The sequence below is a fragment of the Hydrogenophaga sp. ZJX-1 genome (assembly GCF_048590325.1).
Lineage (GTDB): Bacteria > Pseudomonadota > Gammaproteobacteria > Burkholderiales > Burkholderiaceae_C > Hydrogenophaga.
In genome coordinates this window covers 277,638-297,514 of sequence record NZ_JBMBRA010000006.1, presented here as the reverse complement: position 1 = coordinate 297,514, position 19,877 = coordinate 277,638, and the positions used below count along the sequence as shown (strand labels likewise).

Here is a 19,877-nt window from a genome sequence, read left to right as displayed (position 1 = left end):
ATGACCACCACCGTTCCCACCATCGCCGACATCACCCAACCCGTGCTGGCGGCACGCCTGCAGCTCAAGCTGGACAACAAGACCAAGCCCTTGGGCTCGCTCGGCCGCATCGAGGCGCTGGCGCAGCGCCTGGCCCTGATCCTCGGCAACGAAACGCCCGAGCTCCGGGATCCCCAGCTGGTGGTGTTCGCCGGCGACCACGGCCTGGCCGCGCGCGGCGTGTCGGCCTACCCGAGCGACGTGACCTGGCAGATGGTCGAGAACTTCCTCGCCGGTGGCGCCGCGGTGAGCGTGCTCGCGCGGCAACACGGCATCGGCCTCACCGTGGTGGACTGCGGCGTGCGCCACGACTTTGCGCCCCGGCCCGGACTGGTCATCAACAAGATTGCACCCGGCACGGCGGACGCGCTGGAGGGCCCGGCCATGAGCGCCGCCCAGTGCGAGGTGGCGCTCGCCAACGGGGCCGCCCTGGTGCGCGGGCTGCCGGGCAACGCGCTGCTGCTCGGTGAAATGGGCATCGGCAACACCTCGGCGGCTTCGCTGCTGCTCGCGCGCCTGGCCGGACTGTCGGTGGCCGACTGCACCGGTGCCGGCACCGGACTCGACGCCGAGGCCGTGCAACGCAAGATCGGCATCCTGCGCCAGGTGCTGGCGCGCCACCCCGATGCCAAAGACCCGCTGGCCGCGCTCGCCGCGTTCGGCGGTTTCGAGATCGCCACCATGGTGGGCGCGGTGCTGCAGGCGGCGGCCGAGCGCCGCGTGATCGTGGTGGACGGTTTCATCGCCAGCGCGGCCGTGATGGTGGCCGCAGCCTTGCAACCCGCCGTGCTGCAGCGCTGCGTGTTCGCGCACCGCTCGGGTGAACGTGGCCACGCGCTCATGCTCGCCCACCTGCGCGCCGAACCGCTGCTCGACCTGGGTCTGCGCCTGGGCGAAGGCTCGGGCGCGGCCATGGCCTGGCCGCTGCTCATGTCGGCCTGCGCCATCCTGCGCGAGATGGCGAGTTTTGAATCGGCCGGCGTGTCGCGGCAGGATGAGGCGGCAGCGCCCGTCCAATCTTGAGGCAGGTGCGGTGGAGCGCGGTGACTTAGACCAGGGCAGCCGTGGCACCGGCCCCGCCGGGCCACTGGCTGCGCCTCCCCTCCCGCAGGAAAGGGGGGAAGCCGCGCAGCGGCGCAGGGGGGTGTTCCAGTCCTTTCGGCATTTTTTCATCGCCCTCCAGTTCTTCACCCGCATCCCGGTGACCGGGCGGCTGGCGGACTGGGTCGGTTTTTCGCCCGCCATGCTGCGCGAGAGCGCTGCGCATTTCCCGGGTGTGGGCTGGGTGGTCGGCGGGCTGACGGCGGCGGTGTTTGCTGGCCTGCTCACGTTGCTGCCGGCACAGCCCGCTGCGCCCTGGGTGGCGGCCGTGCTGTGCACCGCGTTCAGTGTCTGGCTGACCGGCGCGTTCCATGAAGACGGCCTGGCCGACACGGCCGATGGCCTGGGCGGCGCGGTGAACCGCGAACGCGCCCTGGAGATCATGAAAGACTCGCGCATCGGCAGCTACGGCGCGGTGGCGCTGGTGCTGGCCTTGTTGTGCAAGGTGGCGCTCATGGCCCTGCTGGCGCAGGCCGGTGGCCTGCTGCTGGCGAGCGCGGCGCTGTTCGGTGCCCACGTCAGCTCGCGGCTGATGCCGCTGTTCATCATCCGCACGCTGCCGCACGTGGGCGACACGCCCACGTCCAAATCCAAGCCGCTGGCCGAGAGCATCGGCAACGCGGGTTTGTTCACCGGCGTGCTGTGGTGGGCGCTGGCCATGGGGCTGGTGGTCAGCCTGCAGCCGGGCCTGCACTGGCTCGCAGCGATGCTCGGCGCGCTGCTCGGCCTGGCCTGGATGTGGCGCCTGCTGCGCCGACGTCTGCAAGGGTTCACCGGAGACGGCCTGGGCGCCACGCAGCAGGTGTGCGAGCTGGCGTTTTACCTCGCGCTGGCGCTGGCGCTGTGAAGCTCTGGCTGCTGCGCCACGCCCGGGTGGAGCTCGAATCCGGCTTCTGCTACGGCGCGACCGACGTGCCGGCCAACGCCGCGCTCACGCTGCAGGCCGCCGAGGCCGCGGCGGCGCTGCTGCCGCCCGGCTTGCCGGTGTGGGTGTCGGGTCTGGGCCGTGCGCAGCAACTGGCGCTGGAACTGAGCACGCTGCGGCCCGACCTGGGCGACCCGGTCATCGACACCCGCCTGAACGAAATGGACTTCGGGCATTGGGAACTGCAGCGCTGGGACGACATTCCGCGCGCCGCGTTTGACGTCTGGATGGCCGACTTCGCGCACCACCGCTTTGGCGGTGCCGAGAGCACGCAGCAGCTCATTGATCGCGTGGCCGATGCGCTGGACGCGTTGCGTGAAAGCGTGCCCGGCGAAGCGGTCTGGGTCACCCACGCCGGCGTGATCCGTGCCGCGCAGTTCGTCGCCGCCCATGGCCGCGGGCCCATCGGCGGCGTGGCGCAGTGGCCAAAAGACGCGCCCGGGACGGGCGGCCACCTCTGCCTAGACTGGTCGTCCGGCGCAAAGCCTCCCGGTGCACACTGTGGCCCATGAATAACCAGCCGATGAAACCATCCGCCAGCCTGGCCCGCATGAAGGCGCTGGCGCTTGGCTTGCTGCTGCTGGCCGTGGTGATCTATGTCGTGGCCACCTTGCTCGCCCCGCACCACCCCGTCTGGGCCTATGTGGCCGCTGCGGCGGGTGCGGCCGTGGTCGGCGCGCTGGCCGACTGGTTTGCCGTGGTCGCGCTGTTCCGCCACCCGCTGGGCCTGCCGATTCCGCACACCGCCATCATCGTGGCCAACAAGGACCGGCTGGGAGCGCAGCTCGCGCGCTTCCTGGGCACGCACTTCCTCACCGCCGAACACGTGCGCCCCATGCTGGCGCGCTGGGACGTGGGCCAGGAACTGGGCCGTTGGCTGGCGCAGCCGGAGTCGGCCGCCCGCGTGGGCCGGTGGTTGCAGCAGGCCACGCCGGCCTTGCTGAACGCGCTCGACCAGACCCTCGTGCGCCAGTGGGTGGCACAACTCGCGCAGCGCCTGCTGCGCCAGGTGGACGTGGCCACGCTCGGCGGGCAGGCGCTCGCCGCGCTCACGCAACATGGCCACCACCAGCAATGGCTCAACGGCCTGTTGCAGCAGATGGCGCACTGGGCCGAACAGGACACGGTGCAAGAGCAACTGACCGAGCGCATCGCGGGTGAACTCAAACAACTCAAATACGTGGGCCTCGACCAGATGGCCGCGCGCCTGGCCACGCGCAAGCTGGTGGCCGCGCTCACCCACACCCTGGCCGACGTGGCGGCCGACCCGCAACACGAGCTGCGCCACCGCTTCGACGACTGGATGGCGCAGTCCATCCAGCGCCTGCAGACCGACGCCGACTGGCAGGCCCGCGTGGCCACCTGGCGCGACGCCTGGCTGGACCAGCCGCAATGGAATGAACCCATCGAAGCCTGGTGGCACGAGGTGATGCAGCGCCTGGCCAACGAGGCGCAACAACCCGACAACGCGCTCGCCGGGCGCTACGCCAGCGTGGTGCAGGCCGCTGGCCGCCAGCTGCTGGCCGATGCCACGCTGCGGGAGTGGCTCAACACCCAGGCCCAGCAGGTGCTGCTGCGCGCGCTGGAAGGCAGCCGCGACAACATCGTCGGCTTCGTGGCGCAGCGGGTGGAGGCCTGGGACGCACACGACATGAGCCGCGTGCTGGAAGACCACATCGGCCGCGACCTGCAGTTCATCCGCATCAACGGCACGCTGGTGGGGGCGCTGGTGGGGCTGCTGCTGCACGCCGCCACGGTGATGGTCATGCAGATGCCCGTGGTTCAGGGCTGGATGTCGCCTTAACCGGTCGTCTTTGGCTTGAAATCGCAGTACGCCGACACCGCACACTTGTGGCACAGCGGTTTGCGCGCCTGGCACACGTAGCGGCCCAGCAGGATCAGCCAGTGGTGCGCGTCCACCGCGTAGGCGGGTGGCACACGTTTCATCAGCAGCTGCTCGACCGCCAGAGGCGTCTTGCCCGGGGCCAGACCGGTGCGGTTGCTGACGCGGAAGATGTGGGTGTCCACCGCCATCGTGGGCTGGCCGAAGGCCACGTTGAGCACCACGTTGGCCGTCTTGCGGCCCACGCCGGGCAGGGCTTCCAGGGCCTCGCGCGTGCGCGGCACCTCGCCGCCGTGGCGCTCCACCAGGATGCGGCAGGTTTCCATCAGGTGCTTGGCCTTGCTGCGGTAGAGGCCGATGGTCTTGATGTAGCTCTCCAGCCCTTCCTGCCCGAGCGCCAGGATCTTCTGTGGCGTGTTGGCCACCGGGAACAGCTTGCGCGTCGCCTTGTTCACGCCCACGTCCGTGGCCTGGGCCGAGAGCAGCACGGCGGCCAGCAGCTCGAACACGCTGGTGTATTCCAGCTCGGTGACCGGGTGCGGGTTGGCGGCCTGGAGGGTTGAAAAAAAGGCTTCGATGGCGGCGGGTTTCATGGCGGCGGTGGTGCGGGTTTACAGGGTAACGCCCTTGGACGCGAGGCGTTCCCTCACCCGCTGCTCCACCTTGGGCCCGAGCAGGCGGCCGAACTGCACGCCGATCTCGAACGATTCCCGGTTGAGCGCGGGCGTGACCTGGGTGAGCTTGCGGCCGGTGTCCGAGGCGTAGAACACCAGCAGTTGCCGGATGTCGTCGGCGCTGAAGTGCTTGTGGTACAGGTGCACCATCAGGGCCTTGAACACGCCGATGTTTTCATCAAACACCGCTTCGTGGGCTTCGGCAACGATGCGCAGATGTTCTTCGGTCAGTTTGGGCTGCTTCTGGCGCAGCTGCAGCACCAGTTGCTGCAACACGGTGTTCATGTTGGCGCGCGCGTTGCTCATGGTCTGGGTGAGTTCGAGCAGCTGCTCGATGTCGGCGCGCTTGGCGTCGTCCAGTTCCTGCGCCCAGGCGCTGTGGCCGAGCGTCAGGCACAGCGCGAGGGCCGCGAGCAGAGGGCGTATGAAGGGCATGGTCAGAACGGGAGAAGTGGCGGGGCGCCTGCCATCTTATGTGCTTCCCGTGCCAGATGCCGAGACACAGCCACCCCTCGGCCATTCGCCGACCCCCTTCACAAGCTTGAACGCTTCAAGCGGCCCGGCAAGACCCCCGTGCCGCCCCGTGCCAGGCTTCAGGCGCTCGCGGCTTTCAGGTCTTTCAGCATGCCCTGGATCGCCGCCTCCATGGTCTTGGCGCGTTCCGCGAGCTCCTTGCCTCGCAGTTCCAGGGTCTTGGTGGTCAGTGCGGCCTGTTCTTTCAGTTCGGGCGATTTTTCCAGGGCACGTTTGAAAGCGTCGCTGCGGATCAGGGCGAAGTGTTCCTTGTTGTCGGCCAGGCCCTGCTGGGTGCGTTGGGCCAGCTGTTTGCCGTAGCTGGAGAGCGCCTCGCCGATCTCGCTGGTGATCTGGGCGGGTGGATCGTCCGCCGCCCGGCGGGCCTTGGCCCGCAGTTCCGGCAGGTCGGGCACCTTGAGCACGGCGCCCTTGGGCAGGGTGCTCAGGTCGTTCAGCCGCGGGTTGGCTTTCAGGATGGCGGCCTCGGCTTTTTCGCGCTGCTTGGGGGTCAGGCGCTCGAACATGACGTCGGCGATCTCGGCCACGGACTTTTCGCCGCGGAAGCTGGTGATCGGCATGGCAAGTCTCCTTCAGAGGCCAATGACGTTGGTGAGGTTGATGTCGGCGGGGGTGGGCGTGCCGCCTTGCACCACGATCGGACCGGTGCTGGTGTTGCCCATCACGATGGCGCGCTTCAACTCGGGGAACAGGAAGAGGGTCTGCAGGTCTCCCAGGCCGATCAGCCGGTTGTTGCTGGCGTTGAGCGTGCGCGCCGCGAGCTGGCCGATCACCGGCTGCGGGCTGCTTTCACCGACCGCTTCGCAGTGGTTGGTGTTGAACAGGCAGTCGGCGACGCCGCCGCAGCGGTTCAGCGGCACCGAGGACAGGTGGCCGCGCAGCCGGTTGCCGCGGATGGACAGGATGCCCGTGCGCGCGGGCACGGCCGCCGCCAGGCTTTCGGTCAGCAGGAAACCCGTTTCGCCCGCCGCGACATGGCTGGCCATGGCGAAGTGGGTGAAGCGCACGCTGCTGCCGGGCGCGATGTTGATCGCGCGCCAGGCCAGCGGCTCCGGCTTCTGGTCGTTGCCGCCGATGCGGTCCACCTGGTTGTCGTCGATCCCGCAGTGCTCGAACGGCGGCAGCACATGCAGGCCGCTGATCTGACCACTGCCGCGGTCCGGGCCAATGCCGAAGCAGCGGTTGCCCGCGATGCGCAACTGCCCCATCGCCAGCGCGCGCACCGCATCGACTGCGGGCGACCCGGTGGCCGTGCGCGCGACCAGGCCCAGGCTGTTGTCGAGCAGGTCGGCGCGCTCCACGCGGACCAGCTGGATCGCGGCGAAGGCGGTGTTCTCCACGTTCGCGGCCTGGCCGACGTCGTGGCACTGGTTGCCCGAAAAGCGCAGCACGCCCGCCGAGCCACTGCGCGCCATCACCAGCGCGCCGAGCCCCAGTTGCTCGAAGTGGTTGTCGCAGATCACCGCGTGTTCCACGCGGTGGTTGATCAGCACACCGTTGCCCCGCAGCGTGCGCAGGCGGTTGCCGCTGATGCGTGCGCGGTCCAGCGCCACCGGGTCCAGGCCCTCTTCGAGCACGATGCCGTCGCCGCTGCGTTCGGTGGCGCCGGAGATCTCGTTGCCCTCGATGCACAGGCCATCGACCCCGGCCCGGATGCCGTCGCCCGCGGTGTAAATGACGTTGCTGGCGATGTCCATGGGCGAGCCGGGCAGGGTGGCGCCGGTGGCGACCACGGCGGCCTGGTTGCCCACCAGCATCAGGTTGTCCACGATGCGTGTGTTGCCGAAGTGCAGGCTGACACCGTCGAGGTTGACCGCGCGCTGGCTGCAGAACATCAGGTTGCGCGCGATCCGCAGTTCGGCGGTGAGCAGGTGCTTGCGCTCGCGTTCGGTCACCGCCGCGATGCCGCGTTCGGCCACCAGCGCGCACTGCTCGATCTTCGCGCCGAGCACGTTGCCGGCCAGTCCGATGGCCACGCTGGTGCCGTTGCCCACCGACAGGCCGAGCACGTTGATGTGCTGTGCGAGCAGGTCGATCACCTGGGTGGCCAGCAGCATGGCGGTGGTGCCCGAGGTGCGCGCCGAGCCGAGCAGGCTGAGGTTTTCCAGCGCCACGCCGTTGCTGTCGTGGATGTTCACCACGGTGCCGGGTTCGCTGCCCTGCAGCACGGTGGCCCAGCCCTGGCCGCGGATGCGCAGCGAGCGTGCGCCCTCGATGTTCAGCGGCGCTGAAAGCACGTAGGTGCCGATGCCCAGGCAGACCGTGCCTCCGGTGGCCTGCAGGCTGTCCACCGCCTGTTGCAGGGTGGCGCTGCCGTTGTTGTGGTTTTCCGCGCTGACGCAGACCGAGCAGTCGCAGCCGTGGCCCTCGGGCATGGGGGGCCACAGCGTGCGGCAGTCGGTCTCGGCGTCCGGGAAGTTGACCACGGCGAGCCGGGTGTGGTGGTGGTGGATGCCCAGCGGCGGGGCGCGGTCCAGCTCTTCGATCCTGGCGTTGGTGCTGCGCGCTGCGAACACCCAGTGGTCGCCGCTGTGGAACTGGCCACCGGCCGGGTCGAGGCTGAATTCGACCAGGACACCGTGTTCCAGGAACAGGCGCGTGCCCAGCGGCGGGATCAGGATCGCGCCGGTGCTCGCGGGCGCGTCCAGGTCCTGGCCGGCCACCGCGCTGCCGTCTTCGCGGCGCACCTGGCCCGACTGGTCCCAGCGCCGCACCCGGGTGTTGCGCAAGGGGTCGGTGGCCTGCTGTGGATCGGTGGGGAACAGGCCGGCGCTCAGCGGCTGGTCAAAAGTCAGGGTGCGCGCGGTCACGTCCACCCCGCTGGCCGCGCGGATGCGGCGCAGCTCGCCGGGCAGGCCGTGCAGTTCGCGGTGGTCGTCGGTGACCTCGACCCAGTCGCCGTCGTTGAAGCGCAGCACGTCGTCGCGTCCGATGCTCTCCACCGTGACGCGGTCGCGCGCCGGGTTGATGTGGGTCGCGCGCGAGGCCACGCTGGCGTTGTCGCGCGACCACTTGAAGGTGGCCGTGCCGAGCGCGCCGCCCTGGTGCACCTCCACCCGGTAGAGCTGGTTTTCCAGCCCGCGGTAGCCCGCGGCCGGCGGCACGCTGCAGGGGTTGGGCTCGAAACCGGGGTCGCCGGTGGCGGTGGACAGGCGCGCGGCCGAGGGCGCGGTGGCGGCCGCCCAGCCTGGGACGTCTTCGTCGGGCGTGGCGCAGCTGATCGCGCCGACGTTGGGCAACACCTTCACCTGCCACACCGTCTGGCGCCGGCCGGTGGTGTCCACCCCGATGGCCGGCTCCACGAGCCCGGGCGCCTGCAGTGCGGTCACGTCGCGTTGCCACACGTCCAGGTACACCAGGTGCGGCCCCGAGCCGGGCAGTTCAGGCGGGTCGGGATAGTAGGGCTGGTCCAGGTAGTCCAGCGCGGTGGTGCCGGCCAGTTCGGCCAGGTGCGGGTCCCAGGCGTCGGGCGTGCCGCCGTGGTTTTCGGCCAGCAGGCCATCGACGTACATGCGCCCCGGGCCGATGCTCAGGGCGCCCGCGGCCGCCTCGATGCGGAAGCCGTCGGGCGTGGTGCGCGGCACCACGCTGCCGTTGAAGGTGTCCCAGCTGCCGGCCTGCAGGCGCCGGCCGAGCTGGGCCACCCACTCGTTCCAGTCCGCGTCCAGCTGGACGCGGCCCTGTTGCATGACCACGCCCAGGAAGTCCTGGCGGGCATCAAAGCGCACGCGGCTCAGATCGAAACTCATGGTGCTCCCTCCTTCAGGATTCGTAGAAAATGCCGGCCCGCAACCCGACCCGCAGGTACTCGTCGAGGCGGATGCGCAGGTTGGCTTCGCGCTGCGCGCCGTGCAGGTGGTGAAACACGCCCATTTCGCTTTCGTCGTCGGCACCACGCAGCACCTCGGGCGGTGTCGAGCGGGCGAGCTGGGCGTAGGCCGGTGTGCCGTAGACCAGCGAGGTGAAGCGCGGCGCGATGTGCTGTGCATCGCTGGCCGAGCCGGGCTGGCAGCGGAACCGCGTGGGCACGATGGCGCCCAGCGGCAGCCAGGAAAAGCGCACGCAGCCCAGCTGCTTGCGCGCCGCGCGCACCGGCACGGACCAGCTGTCGCCCTCGGCCAGGGCCGCGAGCAGGATGCTATTGGACACGCTCATCTGCGCCGCGTGCAGCTTGCCCACCACGGTGCAGGCCTCCAGCGTGAGCGCCGCGCCGGGGCCGCTGCCATCGAGCGCGGCCAGCGCCACGCCGCTGCGCGCGGTGGCGTCGATCAGGCTGTCGTCCGCGCTCAGGCTGGCGCGTTCGTGGCAGCGCACGCAGCCCACGATGCAGCGCTCGATGTGCGTCTGCAGGCCGGCGAGCTCCAGCAGCAGGCTGGGGCTGGTGGGCTGCGCGGGGCTGGCGTCCGGGTTCAGGGCGATCCCCGGCACCAGGGTGCAGTGCAGCAGGTTCAGCTGCTTCAGGGCGTTCGTGCCGTCGTCGGGCACCAGCAGCGGCGCGCCGGTGATCAGCAGGCCGTTGAGCGTGCAGGCGGCGTTGGCCCCGCCGGTGACGGTGCAGCCGCCGAGGTCGAGCACCGGGCGGCGGCCGTTCTCGGCCCGGATCTCGATCTGCCCGTCGGCCACCACGGCCAGGGTCAGCGTTTCCGTGTAGCGGCGGCTGTCGCGGATTTCCACCACGCCGTTGCCCGCGATCTGGGTCAGCGCCGCGCCGATGCTGGGCTGGTCGTCGGGCACGCGCACGACCAGCGTGCTCGCGGCCGGGGCGGGCAGGCTCTCGCCGCGTTCGTACTCGCCGCCGCCCAGGTCGGCGCTGAAGCCCTCGTGCCAGGTCAGGCTCAGCTCGGCAGGGTCGTCGGCCTCGGGCGGCAGCGCGATGCGCCCGAGCACCGGGTCGATGGCGTAGACGCCCGCCGGGGGCGGCGTGTGGGCCCAGCCCGCGCCGTCGTCGCCCAGGTTGCAGACCACGATCTGGTCGCGCTCGATGGGCGTGCCGTCCACGCTGAGCAGCAGCGCGGGTTCGGCGTTGTCCGCGGGTGCCGCCGCGTGGGCCCGCGTGCCGTAGTGCTGCGCCAGCTCGGTGGCCAGGCGCCGGCGCGAGAGCGGGCCCGGCACATGGGCCGGCTCGGCGAGGTGGGTGATGTCGTCCTCGGCGCGCGGGCGGTTGAACAGCGGCAGGTCGTGGTTGAGCGGGCTCACGCGGTAGCGGCGCGGCCCCACCCGCAGCGCCGGTGTGTCGCGGTGCCGGTAGGCCTGGATGCGCCACAGGTGCAGGCCCACGTTGGGGATGTTGTGGCGCCCCCGGCCCGACTCGATGCGCCGCACGTCCACCGTGCGGTTGGCGCTCTCGAACGCGGTACCCACGAACTCCAGCGCCGCCCCCCGCCGCAGGTCGGGCGACTGCAGGTTGTGCGGACGGGTGTGGTTCATGTATTGCGTGGTCACGATGCGCTGGAAATACTCCACGGCGCGCGCGTCCCAGCCGGTCACGTCGCGCGCGAGCTGCTCCAGCACCAGCGCCGTGCCCTTGCGCCGGCGCAGGGCGATGGTGTGCGCCACCTCGGCGCGCGCGCTGGCCACCTTGGGCGTGACGCCGTGCAGGCTCTGGTAGCCGATGAGGTCGCCGATGTAGGGCACGGCCCAGTCGGCGCAGGTCTCGATGAACAGGTCGTCGTGGAGCTGCTCCAGGCTTTCCCCGGCCACCGCGATCTGCTCGGCCAGTACGCTGATCAGCTCTTCGAGCGGCCCGCGCTCCAGGCCCAGGGTCTGCGCGAGCTCGGCGTCGCGGATGCGGTGGATGGCCGGCAGCAGTTCAAACAGCGACTGGGTGTCTGTGGTCATTGGAATTCCCTCCGTGCTGCGCTCACGGGAGTACCTTCGCCCTGCGGGCTGCGGTGCGAGCTTGCTTGGGAGCGGCCCGGCGCGGTGCTCATGGCATCACCTCCAGTTCCACCGGCTCGTCGGCCAGGGTGAGCAGTTCGGCCGGCAGCGGCTGGCCGGTGAGCGTGGCCACGGGCAGGGCCGCGAACAGGCGCGGCACCAGCCCCGGGGCCTGGCCCACGCGGTGCAGGCGGGTGACGTGCACCGCCTGCACGCCCGCCACCGCCTGGGCCACGGCCGCCACCTCGTCCACCGACACGGTCTGCCCGAACTGGCGGCGCGCGAAGCTGAAGTGCGCGCGCAGCGCGGCCTCCAGGGCCTGGAGCACCGGGTCGGTCTCGTGGCTGGCCAGCACCTTCACCGAGAGCCGGGCGCGAAACCGCACGCCAAGGTGGTTGCGCAGGTGCAGTGGCACCAGCGCGTCGCCGTGGTTGCGCAGCGCCGCGCCCAGGCTGGCGAAGGTGGCGCCCGACGGCGGCACCACGGCGCCGTCCACCCCGGCGATGGTGAGGAACACGCCGCGCGCGGGGCCGGCGGGAATCCACAACGCGTGGGCCTTGTCGATGCCGGCGAAGGCGCGCGCGAAGCTGGCGTAGTCGGTGATCGAAACCGCGCGGTCCAGCGTCAGCACGGTCAGCGGGGCGTTTTCGCGCGCGCGCTCCAGCAGCTCGCCGTCTTCGCCGCCGGTGGCGGGCTCGGGGTTCACCACCTCGCTGACACCGAGTGGGCGCGACAGCAGCGTGGTGAGCTGGCCCGCGGCCACGTTGCCGGCCACGCCCAGGCCCTTGCGGTAGCGCGCGCGCACGTTGCTCTGCCCGCTGGGCAGGCGCGCGCCTTCCACGCCGTCGCCAAACTCCACCGTGGTCAAGCCGTCATCGTCCTGACGGGTCTGGTAGACGCGGGCGGCCGGGCTGGCCTGGTAGAGCGTGGGCGCCTCGGTCCACAACACGTCCGCCACGCGCAGCTCCAGGGTGGACGCGCCGCCGCTGGGCGTGGGGGCGCTCACGTAGGTCAGCGGCGCCTGGTTCAGCACGAAGCGCTGGCCCGCGCTGCCCGCGTCGCCGTTGCCCAGCAGCGCCTCGACCGTCTCGCCGTGCGTGGCGGGCGCCACGTTGCCGTTGACCCGGACGCTGGCGCGCTCGTAGACGTGGCGCAGCGCGGCGTCGAGTTTCAGCTGCGTGTGGTCGCGCGCCTGCAGCACGGCCTGCCCGGTGGCGGCGATGTGGGCGATCTCACGCACCAGCGGGTCGTCCTTGCGCGCCGGCGCCAGCCGCAGCTCGTGGCCCTTGGCCACCAGCGTGCCGCTGCGGCCGTCGCGGTCCATCAGGGCGAGGCGCAGCCGGGCCGACGGCTGGCCGAGCAGCGCGGTGAAGGCCTCGGCGCCGAGCGTGATGGCCGTGAGGCCCACCAGGCGGCTGGCCGGCGCGGTCATGAAGAGTTCGTCGCCCTCGGTCAGCGCCACGCTGCCGCCCTGCGCGAGCTGCAGCGACAGGCCCGTGGCCCCCGAGGCGATGGCGATGCGCTGGCGCGTGCCCGAAACCGCCAGCGCCTGGCCAGGCAGCAGGCCGTCCACGCGCTGGCCCAGGGTGAGGGCGTCGCCGTGCACCGGGTGGAACAGCGGCGTGTCCACCGTGGCCAGGCGCTCGCTCTGCGCAAGCACCAGGGTGTTGCGCAGGCCGAAGCGGGCCGCGCTCAGGTTTTCGGTGGTGTCGGGCGTGATGCGGGTGGTCTTGCCCGAGATGCCGAAGTCGTTGCGGCTGAGCTGGCTCACGCGCTGGGCGCGGTAGAGCTCGGTGTAGCCCGGCAGGTCGGCGCTGCCCAGGCCGGCCTCGTTGGACACCAGTGCGAACCAGGTGCCGGCGGTGATCTTGGGGTTGGCGCTTTCCAGGTCCACTGTGGTACCGTTGATGTGGAACTGCTTCCAGATCCAGTTCGACGGCGTGCTTTTGTCGATCTTCTGCGCCAGGTTGGAGCCGCGGCCGCTGAGCAGGTTGGGGTCGGGCGCGTTGTGGCCGAACAGCGCCGTGCGCTGGCGAAACGCGTGCACCTCCACGCCCACGCCGGCCGGGCTCATGGTCGGGAACGCACTGCCCAGGGGATGCTTCCACACCACGCGGGTGCGGGCGTTGGCGTTGTCGGGCAGCACCGCGCTGAGCACGCGCACGTCCCAGTGTTCGCCGCCGGGGTCGTTGATGCGGTCGCTGCCCACGATGAGGATCGCATCGCCCGGCTGCAGCTGCGTGGCCAGGCCGTCGAGCCACAGCTCGGTGTCGCCCGACTGGGGCCGCCAGGGCACCCGGGTCTGCACCGGCATGGCGTTCCACTGCACCCGCGCGGGGATCTCGGCCACGGTCTCGAAACTCTGCGCCGTCTCGTCCTGGCCGGGCACGCTCTGCACCCGGGTGCCCACCGGGATCTGGATCGGCTCGGGCGGCGCGGCGCCCGGCGCCTCCAGCAGCTTGAACGCCAGGTGGGTGCTGGCGGCCACGCCGGGTGCGAGCCGGTAGCCGATCAGGCGCGCCATCTCGCGCACCGAGAGGCGTTCGGTGGCGGTGCGCAGGTAGTGTTCCTGCGCGTAGCGTTCGGTGTAGAAGCTCAGCACGTCGAGCGAGGTGGCCATGGCGTCGGCCAGCGCCAGGCTGAAGTCGCTCATCTCGCGCGTGCCCAGGGCGGCCAGCGCCGGCGTGTCGGTGCTCGACAGCCGGGCCTGCATCGAGGCCAGGAAGTCGCCGTGGCGGCCCACCCGGTAGGCAATGGCCGGCAGACCGGGCGGGTTGTGCACGCGGGCCGGCGTGTCGGCGTCCACGCCGGCGCAGCAGCCGCAGTCGCCGTTGCCGGCGGGGGTGTCATGGCCACTCATCACTTGCCTCCGTGCAGTTCAAGCCGCAGCACACCGTGCTCGGGGAAGTTGGGGTCGTTGTCCAGCCGCGCGATCTCCAGCCGGCCCAGCGTCATGAAGCCGTCGGCCAGGGGTTTGGGGTCGGGCTGGCCCTGGCGCTGGAAGCGCGTGACCTGGACCGAACTCACGCCGGCAACGGTGCGTGCGGCCGCGTACAGCGGGCTCAGGAACACGGTCTGGCCGAAGCTGAAGTGGTCTGGGTGGAACAGGCCACGCGTGCCGTCGGCGCGGGTGCGGCTGCTCAGCACGTCGAGCAGGCCGCGGCTGACGTCGCTGCGGAAGTGGTCCTTGTGGACGCAGACCAGCAGGTCGATCTCCAGCGACACCGCGATCGGGTCGTGGATGCGCAGGTCGTGGCCGGCCATGCGGTAGCGGTCCAGGTGGGTGCCGACCTGGGTGGCGAAGGCGGGGTCGATGGCCTCACCGTCTTGCCGGTCAACGGTGACGAACACGGTGTGCCAGCTGCCGGTCCAGCGCAGGCTGGCGGCGGCGCGCTGCACCTCGGGCAGGCGCTCGGTGACGGCGGCGTAGTCGGCCGTGGTCACGGCGCGCTCCTGGGTGCGAAAGGCCTGCGGCGCGCGCCGGCGCACCTCGGCGGTGGTCTCGGGCGCCACGCCGCCGCGCGCGGGCATGGGGTTGACCACCGCGTTGATGCCGCCCTGGGTGGTCACCACGTGGGCGATGGCCTGCGCGCCCACGTTGCCTTGCGGCCCGTTGCCCACGCGGTAGTGCGCGCTGAAGGCGGTGCCGCTGTCGGGGCGGCGGCCGTGCACGTCGTCACCGAAGCGCAGGCGCGCGCTGCCGTCGTCTTCGGCTTCGATCACGAAGTGGGTGTCGCTGGCCCGGCTGGAGAGCAGGTCGCGCCGCGGGCTCCAGGGCTCGCTGCCACTGCCTTGCGTGGCGGTGAGGCCGATCCTGGGCAGCGCGTCGGCGGTGCGCCAGCGCATGGCGGCGCTGGCCGAGTCCTGCGGGTCGAACAGCAGGCGTTCACTGGTGCGCACGCCGTTCTCGACCCGCGTCACGAGCACCGTGCCCTGGTGGGTGAGCGGCGTGCTGGCCAGCCGCGGCCGGTAGCGCGGGGGCAGGGGTTGCGGCGCCTCGCGCTGGCAGGCATCGCCCAGCACGGCCGGGTGGTGCAACCGGGGTTGCGGCACGCTGCCCAGCGGCTCGTCTTCGATGCGCTGGCCGTGATCGACCAGCACGTTGTTGCCCAGCGCGAGGCTCACGCCGTGGATCAGCACGCTGCCGTGCGCCTCGTCGGTCTCGCTGGAGATGCACAGCGCGAAGGGCAGGGCATCGGCCGGGTGCCAGGCGATCTCGGTGATCTCGGTCAGGGTGCTGGGGTCGGCCGGGTCGGGCGGCAGCGGGTCGGTCAGCGGGTCGGCGCCGTCGAAGGCGCGCACGGCGCTCAGGCGCACCGCGTGGCGGTGGGCGGGGTCGGCGTCTTCGGGCTCGCCGCTGAGCGGGCCGAGCTGCTCCTGGAAGATCAGCACGTCGCCGGCCTGCAGCTCGGGCCAGTGGCCCAGCAGCGTGGCGCGGGTGGCGCCGCGGGGCAGGCAGCAGCGGGCATCGCCCCAGGTGTGGAACTCAAAGCTGTTGTGGGCCTCGCGCAGGGTCGCGCCGTGCAGCGGCTCGAACACCAGGGGCCGGGCCTGCAGCGCGGCGCGCTCGGCGGGCGAGTCGGGAACGATGCGCGGGGGCACGCCCGCCACCCGGGTGTAGCAGCGCAGGTCGTCGGGCAGGGGGAAGGGGCCACCGCTCACGTCGAAGTGCAGCCAGGCGCGGGCGTTGCAGCCCTCGTGCACCGCGTAATCCACCAGCAGGGCGTGGCGGCGCAGGCTGCTGCGCCGCCGGGCGGTGTGCAGGTAGGCCTCGGTGGCGACGGCGTCGAGCTGGTAGTGCTGCAGATCACCGACGTAGGCGATCAGCTCGGCCAGTGTGGTGGCCAGGTCGGCCGGGCTGCGGTCGCGCCAGCCCGGCATGTTGCGCGCCAGGCGGTCGATCACCAGCCGGCGCAGGCTCTCGTAGTCGCGGGCGAGGTAGTTGATGTCGGGGGCTGGCTTCGGCGGCTCGGTGCAGCCCGGGGGTGTGCGGCAGTCGAAGTCGCTCGGGCACTCGACCTTGAAGCGGAATTCGATCTCGGAGAGCCGGGGGTCGAAGTCGGGCAGCGGCGTGGGCGTGGCCGGGTCCTGCGTGAGCCGCAGGGTGTAGCGCGAGAAGTCGCCCGCGCTGTCGGTGCGCACCAGCAACACGTGGTCAGCCTCGGGCAGCGCGCTGAACAGGGCCTGCTCGGCCGCGTTCGCCTGGGCCGGGGGCGCGCTGGCCACGCCAACCCAATCGACCTGGATGCGGCGGATGCGCTCGCCGCCTTCGATCACGACCTGCTCGCGCGTGAGCCCGGCCGGCACCGGCTTGAGCAGGCGCACGAGCAGGGTGCGCTGGCGCGGGCTGCCCAGGGGGGCGTCGAGGTCCAGCACCTCCAGCCAGTCGATGCCGTTGAGCGTGGCGTGGGCGTCCACCGCCGCGCGCCGGTTCTGGTCGCAGCAATGGAAGATCATGGCTGGCCTCCCTGGGTGAAGGTCTCGCGCTGGCGCGAGGCGTTGCGCCGTATCAGGTACTGCACGGTGACGCTGAGCGCGGCGTCCACCGCCCGCACTTCGACCGCCTCGACCGTGATCAGGCCCGAGAGCCAGCGCTGCAGCGCACCCTGCACCAGGAACTGGGTGGTGGCCGCGAGCTCGGGGCTGTTGGGGGCGAACACCAGCTCGCGCAGGCCGCTGCCGAAGTCCGGGCGCATCACGCGCTCGCCCGGCGCGGTGAACAGCACCTGCTCGACCAGGCCACGGATCCAGTCCGCCTCGTCGGCCTCGCGGGTGAGGCCGCGGCCATCGAACTGGTAGGGGAAAAACAGGCGTTGGGTCATGTTCAGCTCCCGATCACGCGGGTTTGCGCGGCCACCGGCATCAGCGGTGTGCCGTTGGGCACGCACACCGCCTGGCTGTCCATCAGCACCAGGGGCTGGCCACTGGACTGCACGCGCAGCGCAGCCATCACCCATTGCCCGGTGACGCAGGGCACCGGGCTGCCCGAGACGTTGAACGGGCAGCCCGCGATGGCGTAGGGCGCGCTCATCACCACCGTGGGCTGGCCGCTGACCAGCACGCGCGGGTTGGGCGCCGTGGGCGTGGCGGTGCCGCCGTGGGCACAGAGCACGGTGGCGCCGACGTGGAGCAGGGGGCCGGGCATGGCGTCAGGTCACCGTGAGGGCGCCGTTGTTGATGGTCACCACCGGGCCCACCAGGGTGATGGCCGCACCCTTGCCGTTCTGGATGTAGATGCCGGTGTCGTTGACGATGAGCATCGCGCCGGTGGTGCTCTTGATCATGATGCCGCCGGTGGGGCCGGGCACGTCGGAAATGGTCAGACCGTTCTGCAGCGGCGTCTGCAGCGTGATCGCTGGCACGGCCGGGGGCGTGAGCAGGGCCAGCGCGGGCACTTCGGCCGCGCTGCCCCAGAAGCCGCCGACCCAGATGGGAAAGTCCGGGTCGCCCTGCTCGAACTCGACCCAGACGCCCGAGCCGGGGATGGGCAGGGCGAACATGCCGTTCTGTATGCCCGCGATCGGCACGCAGGGCATGGCCCAGGTGCCGGGGATCAGGCCGCCCACGTCGGGCACCTGCACCATCAGCCGGCCCTGCTGCATGGGGTCGACGTTGGAGATCACCATGCCGCGGTATTTGCCGTAGAACTTCTGCGCACCATTGCTCATTCGACTACCCTCCGTGCTGCGCACTGCGGGGCTGAGCACCTTGGGAACGGCCCTGCGGTGCTCATACGGGGATCCTCGGTGTGATGGAGATCAGGCCGTTCCGGCTGAGGTCGAAGCTCTGCTTGAACTCGCCGCGCTTGAGCGTGCTCTTGACGCTGGAGACGTAGTACAGGCCGTCGTAGGCCAGGCCCACGCCACGCACCCCGACCAGGGCACGCGACTTGAGCGGGCGGCCGTAGCGCAACACGTCGAGCTCGCCGCTGGCGGTCACCGAGTCCTGCGACTTCTTGGCCTCGGCCAGGCCGCGCGAGATCGCCTGCATCGGGTTCATGCGGGCCGTGTCCTTGAGCATGGTCAGGTTCGACAGCGGCGTGGACAGCACGCCCAGCGGCGGCTGCAGCGGGTTCAGGTTGGGGATCGGAATGGGGATGGGCGCGCGGGTGAGCTGGTTCTGGATGAACACGATGGGCAGCACGCCGGCGGTCGGGTCGAAGCTGAAGCTCAGGTTCTCGACGTTGGTCAGCGCGTCCATGTCCACGTTGAGCGCGGGCTGGGGCACGCCGATCTTGATCTCGGGGCCGAAGTAGGCGATGTTGGTGCCCGGCGCCGGCCCGGGCTCGATGTAGAACACGTAGCCCACCTGCTCGGCGAGAAGGCGGATGTAGGCCAGATCGGTGCCCTGCTGGGCCGGGATCTTGTCCACCGGGATCGGCACGTCGGGGAACAGCGCCGGGATCACCAGCGGGATCAGGCCAAACGGTGCGTACTTGGCGCAGAGCAGGGCCACGCGCGCCTCGATCGGCATGGCCGGAAACGGCAGGCCGCTCCAGTCCTGGGTGTCCATCACCTTGGTCAGGTCTTCGCCGGTGACGGTGACCGTGCCGGGCGAACCCTGGCCGCCGGCCTGCACCTCCACATGGGTCATGACGCCGTCGAACAGCGGCTGCGGCGAGCCATTGAGCGTGACGATCAGCATCACCCGCAGCGGCGGCGTGCCCAGCCCGGTGTTCTGCGCGCCGGCGATCAGGAAGATGGTGTTGAGCTCGGAGCGGGAGCTGAACTGGAAGGTCAGCGTGAACCCGCTGGCGCTGCCCGCGGAGCTGCGCACTTCCACGCTCTCCAGCGCGTCCATGACCACCCGCGGCGCCGGCACCGCGATCACCGGGCCGATCAGCAGGGTGAGCTGGATGCCCTTAGCCAGCATCGCTGTCTCCCGGAATGCCTTCGGGCAGGGTGATGCGCAGCACGCGGCCCACGGTGGCGGTCAGCTCGGTCGGGTCCATCGCGCCATTGGCGTCGCACAGGCGCCAGTACTGCAGCGGGTCGCCGAGATAGTGCGCGGCCAGGTTGTCGAGCCGGTCGCCACTGGCCACGGTGTGCTCGGAAAGGGTTGAAAAACGCTCGGGCGGCGGCACGAAGCGCCGCTTGACGAAGGTGATCACCGTGCCCTCGGGCGTGGTGGTCTGCGCCGAGCCGATGCCGTGGTAGCGGCTGGTGGGCGCGAACAGCGGGGTGGCCAGCGCATGGGCCTGCATGAATGCCTGAACGGGGTCCATCAGCCGATTCCTCCTATGCCCAGAGAGCCGAAGCTGCCCGCCTGCGCCTGGCCGGCGAGCCGCTCCTTGCCCTGCAGATACGCCATGAACAGGCTGCCGCCCTTGTGGGAGAAGCCCAGGTCGTCCACCGACAGCACACGCAGGCCGATGCTGACCTTGGCGACGATGGGGTTGAGCGCCGGGTCGAAGGCCTCTTCGGTGATCGAGAACTCGGTCAGTCGCACCGGCACGATGCGGTTCTTGCCCCAGACGAAGAGCATCAGCGGGGCCTCCATGGGCGCGATCTCCAGCGTGCCGGAATCGGCCTGTCGGTGCACCTCCAGCAACTGCGCGCTGCCCGGGTTTGCCAGCGCTTCGAGCACGGCCAGTTGCGGCGCCACGCCGTGGTCCACGGTGCCGCGGTTCTGGTCGGGAAACTCCAGCTGGTCGGCCGCGTCGATGTCGGCTTCGAGCCGGAAGGTCTCGATGGCCGGCCCCTTGAAGCGCATCGCCTCGCTGCGGTTGGCCGCTTCGCCGCCAGCGGCCTGCACCTGCAGGCTGCGGGTGAGTTTTTCCGGGTTGTACTGCAGCGAGATGACGCGCAACACCCGCGACGACTCGGGGTCGATCAGCACCAGACCGCCTTTGAGGACCTTGGGGGAGTTGGGGAAGCTGGTCATG

General features: G+C 71.0%; 17 protein-coding genes. 4 read left to right on the top strand and 13 right to left on the bottom strand.

Annotated features, from left to right (window positions below):
- From cobT to ACN5W5_RS18315, 4 genes are all read left to right on the top strand, one after another.
- Entirely contained in the window at positions 1 to 1,062 is a 1,062-nt protein-coding gene (gene cobT, locus ACN5W5_RS18330) for a nicotinate-nucleotide--dimethylbenzimidazole phosphoribosyltransferase (protein WP_420049904.1), read from the top strand.
- Between the two features lie 121 nt (positions 1,063 to 1,183).
- A complete protein-coding gene (gene cobS, locus ACN5W5_RS18325; protein ID WP_420049903.1) occupies positions 1,184 to 1,987 on the top strand; it encodes an adenosylcobinamide-GDP ribazoletransferase in 804 nt (267 codons plus the stop codon).
- Positions 1,984 to 2,577, top strand: a complete 594-nt coding sequence (locus tag ACN5W5_RS18320) for a histidine phosphatase family protein (protein WP_420049902.1) — start codon at positions 1,984 to 1,986, stop codon at positions 2,575 to 2,577. The genes cobS and ACN5W5_RS18320 overlap by 4 nt, the downstream gene beginning before the upstream one ends.
- 11 nt (positions 2,578 to 2,588) lie before the next feature.
- Positions 2,589 to 3,869: a DUF445 domain-containing protein gene (locus tag ACN5W5_RS18315; RefSeq protein WP_420049901.1), complete on the top strand. Its 1,281-nt coding sequence runs from the start codon at positions 2,589 to 2,591 to the stop codon at positions 3,867 to 3,869.
- Here ACN5W5_RS18315 and nth read toward each other — a convergent pair.
- The 13 genes from nth to ACN5W5_RS18250 form a co-directional block, all read right to left on the bottom strand.
- Positions 3,866 to 4,501: an endonuclease III gene (gene nth / locus ACN5W5_RS18310; protein ID WP_420049900.1), complete on the bottom strand. Its 636-nt coding sequence runs from the start codon at positions 4,499 to 4,501 to the stop codon at positions 3,866 to 3,868. The two genes, ACN5W5_RS18315 and nth, sit on opposite strands and share 4 nt — an antisense overlap.
- A gap of 18 nt (positions 4,502 to 4,519) precedes the next feature.
- Positions 4,520 to 5,017: a DUF2059 domain-containing protein gene (locus ACN5W5_RS18305; RefSeq protein ID WP_420049899.1), complete on the bottom strand. Its 498-nt coding sequence runs from the start codon at positions 5,015 to 5,017 to the stop codon at positions 4,520 to 4,522.
- Positions 5,018 to 5,175: 158 nt separating this feature from the next.
- Positions 5,176 to 5,676, bottom strand: a complete 501-nt coding sequence (locus ACN5W5_RS18300) for a hypothetical protein (RefSeq protein WP_420049898.1) — start codon at positions 5,674 to 5,676, stop codon at positions 5,176 to 5,178.
- A gap of 12 nt (positions 5,677 to 5,688) precedes the next feature.
- Positions 5,689 to 8,865 (bottom strand): DUF6519 domain-containing protein, encoded by a 3,177-nt coding sequence (locus ACN5W5_RS18295; RefSeq protein WP_420049897.1) that lies wholly within the window; start codon positions 8,863 to 8,865, stop codon positions 5,689 to 5,691.
- Between the two features lie 13 nt (positions 8,866 to 8,878).
- Positions 8,879 to 10,954, bottom strand: a complete 2,076-nt coding sequence (locus tag ACN5W5_RS18290; RefSeq protein ID WP_420049896.1) for a hypothetical protein — start codon at positions 10,952 to 10,954, stop codon at positions 8,879 to 8,881.
- An 88-nt stretch (positions 10,955 to 11,042) separates the two neighbouring features.
- The gene (locus ACN5W5_RS18285; protein WP_420049895.1) at positions 11,043 to 13,853 is read right to left on the bottom strand and encodes a putative baseplate assembly protein; all 2,811 of its coding nucleotides are present in this window, start codon (positions 13,851 to 13,853) and stop codon (positions 11,043 to 11,045) included.
- Positions 13,853 to 16,450 (bottom strand): putative baseplate assembly protein, encoded by a 2,598-nt coding sequence (locus tag ACN5W5_RS18280; RefSeq protein WP_420049894.1) that lies wholly within the window; start codon positions 16,448 to 16,450, stop codon positions 13,853 to 13,855. Before ACN5W5_RS18280 ends, ACN5W5_RS18285 begins: the two co-directional genes overlap by 1 nt.
- Positions 16,447 to 16,815 carry a GPW/gp25 family protein gene (locus ACN5W5_RS18275; RefSeq protein WP_068166235.1) on the bottom strand — a complete coding sequence of 123 codons (369 nt, stop codon included), beginning with the start codon at positions 16,813 to 16,815 and terminating at the stop codon, positions 16,447 to 16,449. Before ACN5W5_RS18275 ends, ACN5W5_RS18280 begins: the two co-directional genes overlap by 4 nt.
- Before the next feature lie 2 nt (positions 16,816 to 16,817).
- Positions 16,818 to 17,138 carry a hypothetical protein gene (locus tag ACN5W5_RS18270; RefSeq protein WP_420049893.1) on the bottom strand — a complete coding sequence of 107 codons (321 nt, stop codon included), beginning with the start codon at positions 17,136 to 17,138 and terminating at the stop codon, positions 16,818 to 16,820.
- A 4-nt stretch (positions 17,139 to 17,142) separates the two neighbouring features.
- Positions 17,143 to 17,661: a phage baseplate assembly protein V gene (locus tag ACN5W5_RS18265; protein WP_420049892.1), complete on the bottom strand. Its 519-nt coding sequence runs from the start codon at positions 17,659 to 17,661 to the stop codon at positions 17,143 to 17,145.
- Between the two features lie 61 nt (positions 17,662 to 17,722).
- A complete protein-coding gene (locus tag ACN5W5_RS18260) occupies positions 17,723 to 18,865 on the bottom strand; it encodes a hypothetical protein (protein ID WP_420049891.1) in 1,143 nt (380 codons plus the stop codon).
- Positions 18,855 to 19,217, bottom strand: coding sequence for a LysM peptidoglycan-binding domain-containing protein (locus tag ACN5W5_RS18255; protein WP_177133756.1), 363 nt, complete (start codon positions 19,215 to 19,217; stop codon positions 18,855 to 18,857). The genes ACN5W5_RS18260 and ACN5W5_RS18255 overlap by 11 nt, the downstream gene beginning before the upstream one ends.
- Positions 19,217 to 19,876, bottom strand: a complete 660-nt coding sequence (locus ACN5W5_RS18250) for a hypothetical protein (protein WP_210829038.1) — start codon at positions 19,874 to 19,876, stop codon at positions 19,217 to 19,219. Before ACN5W5_RS18250 ends, ACN5W5_RS18255 begins: the two co-directional genes overlap by 1 nt.
- Position 19,877 lies beyond the last annotated feature (1 nt).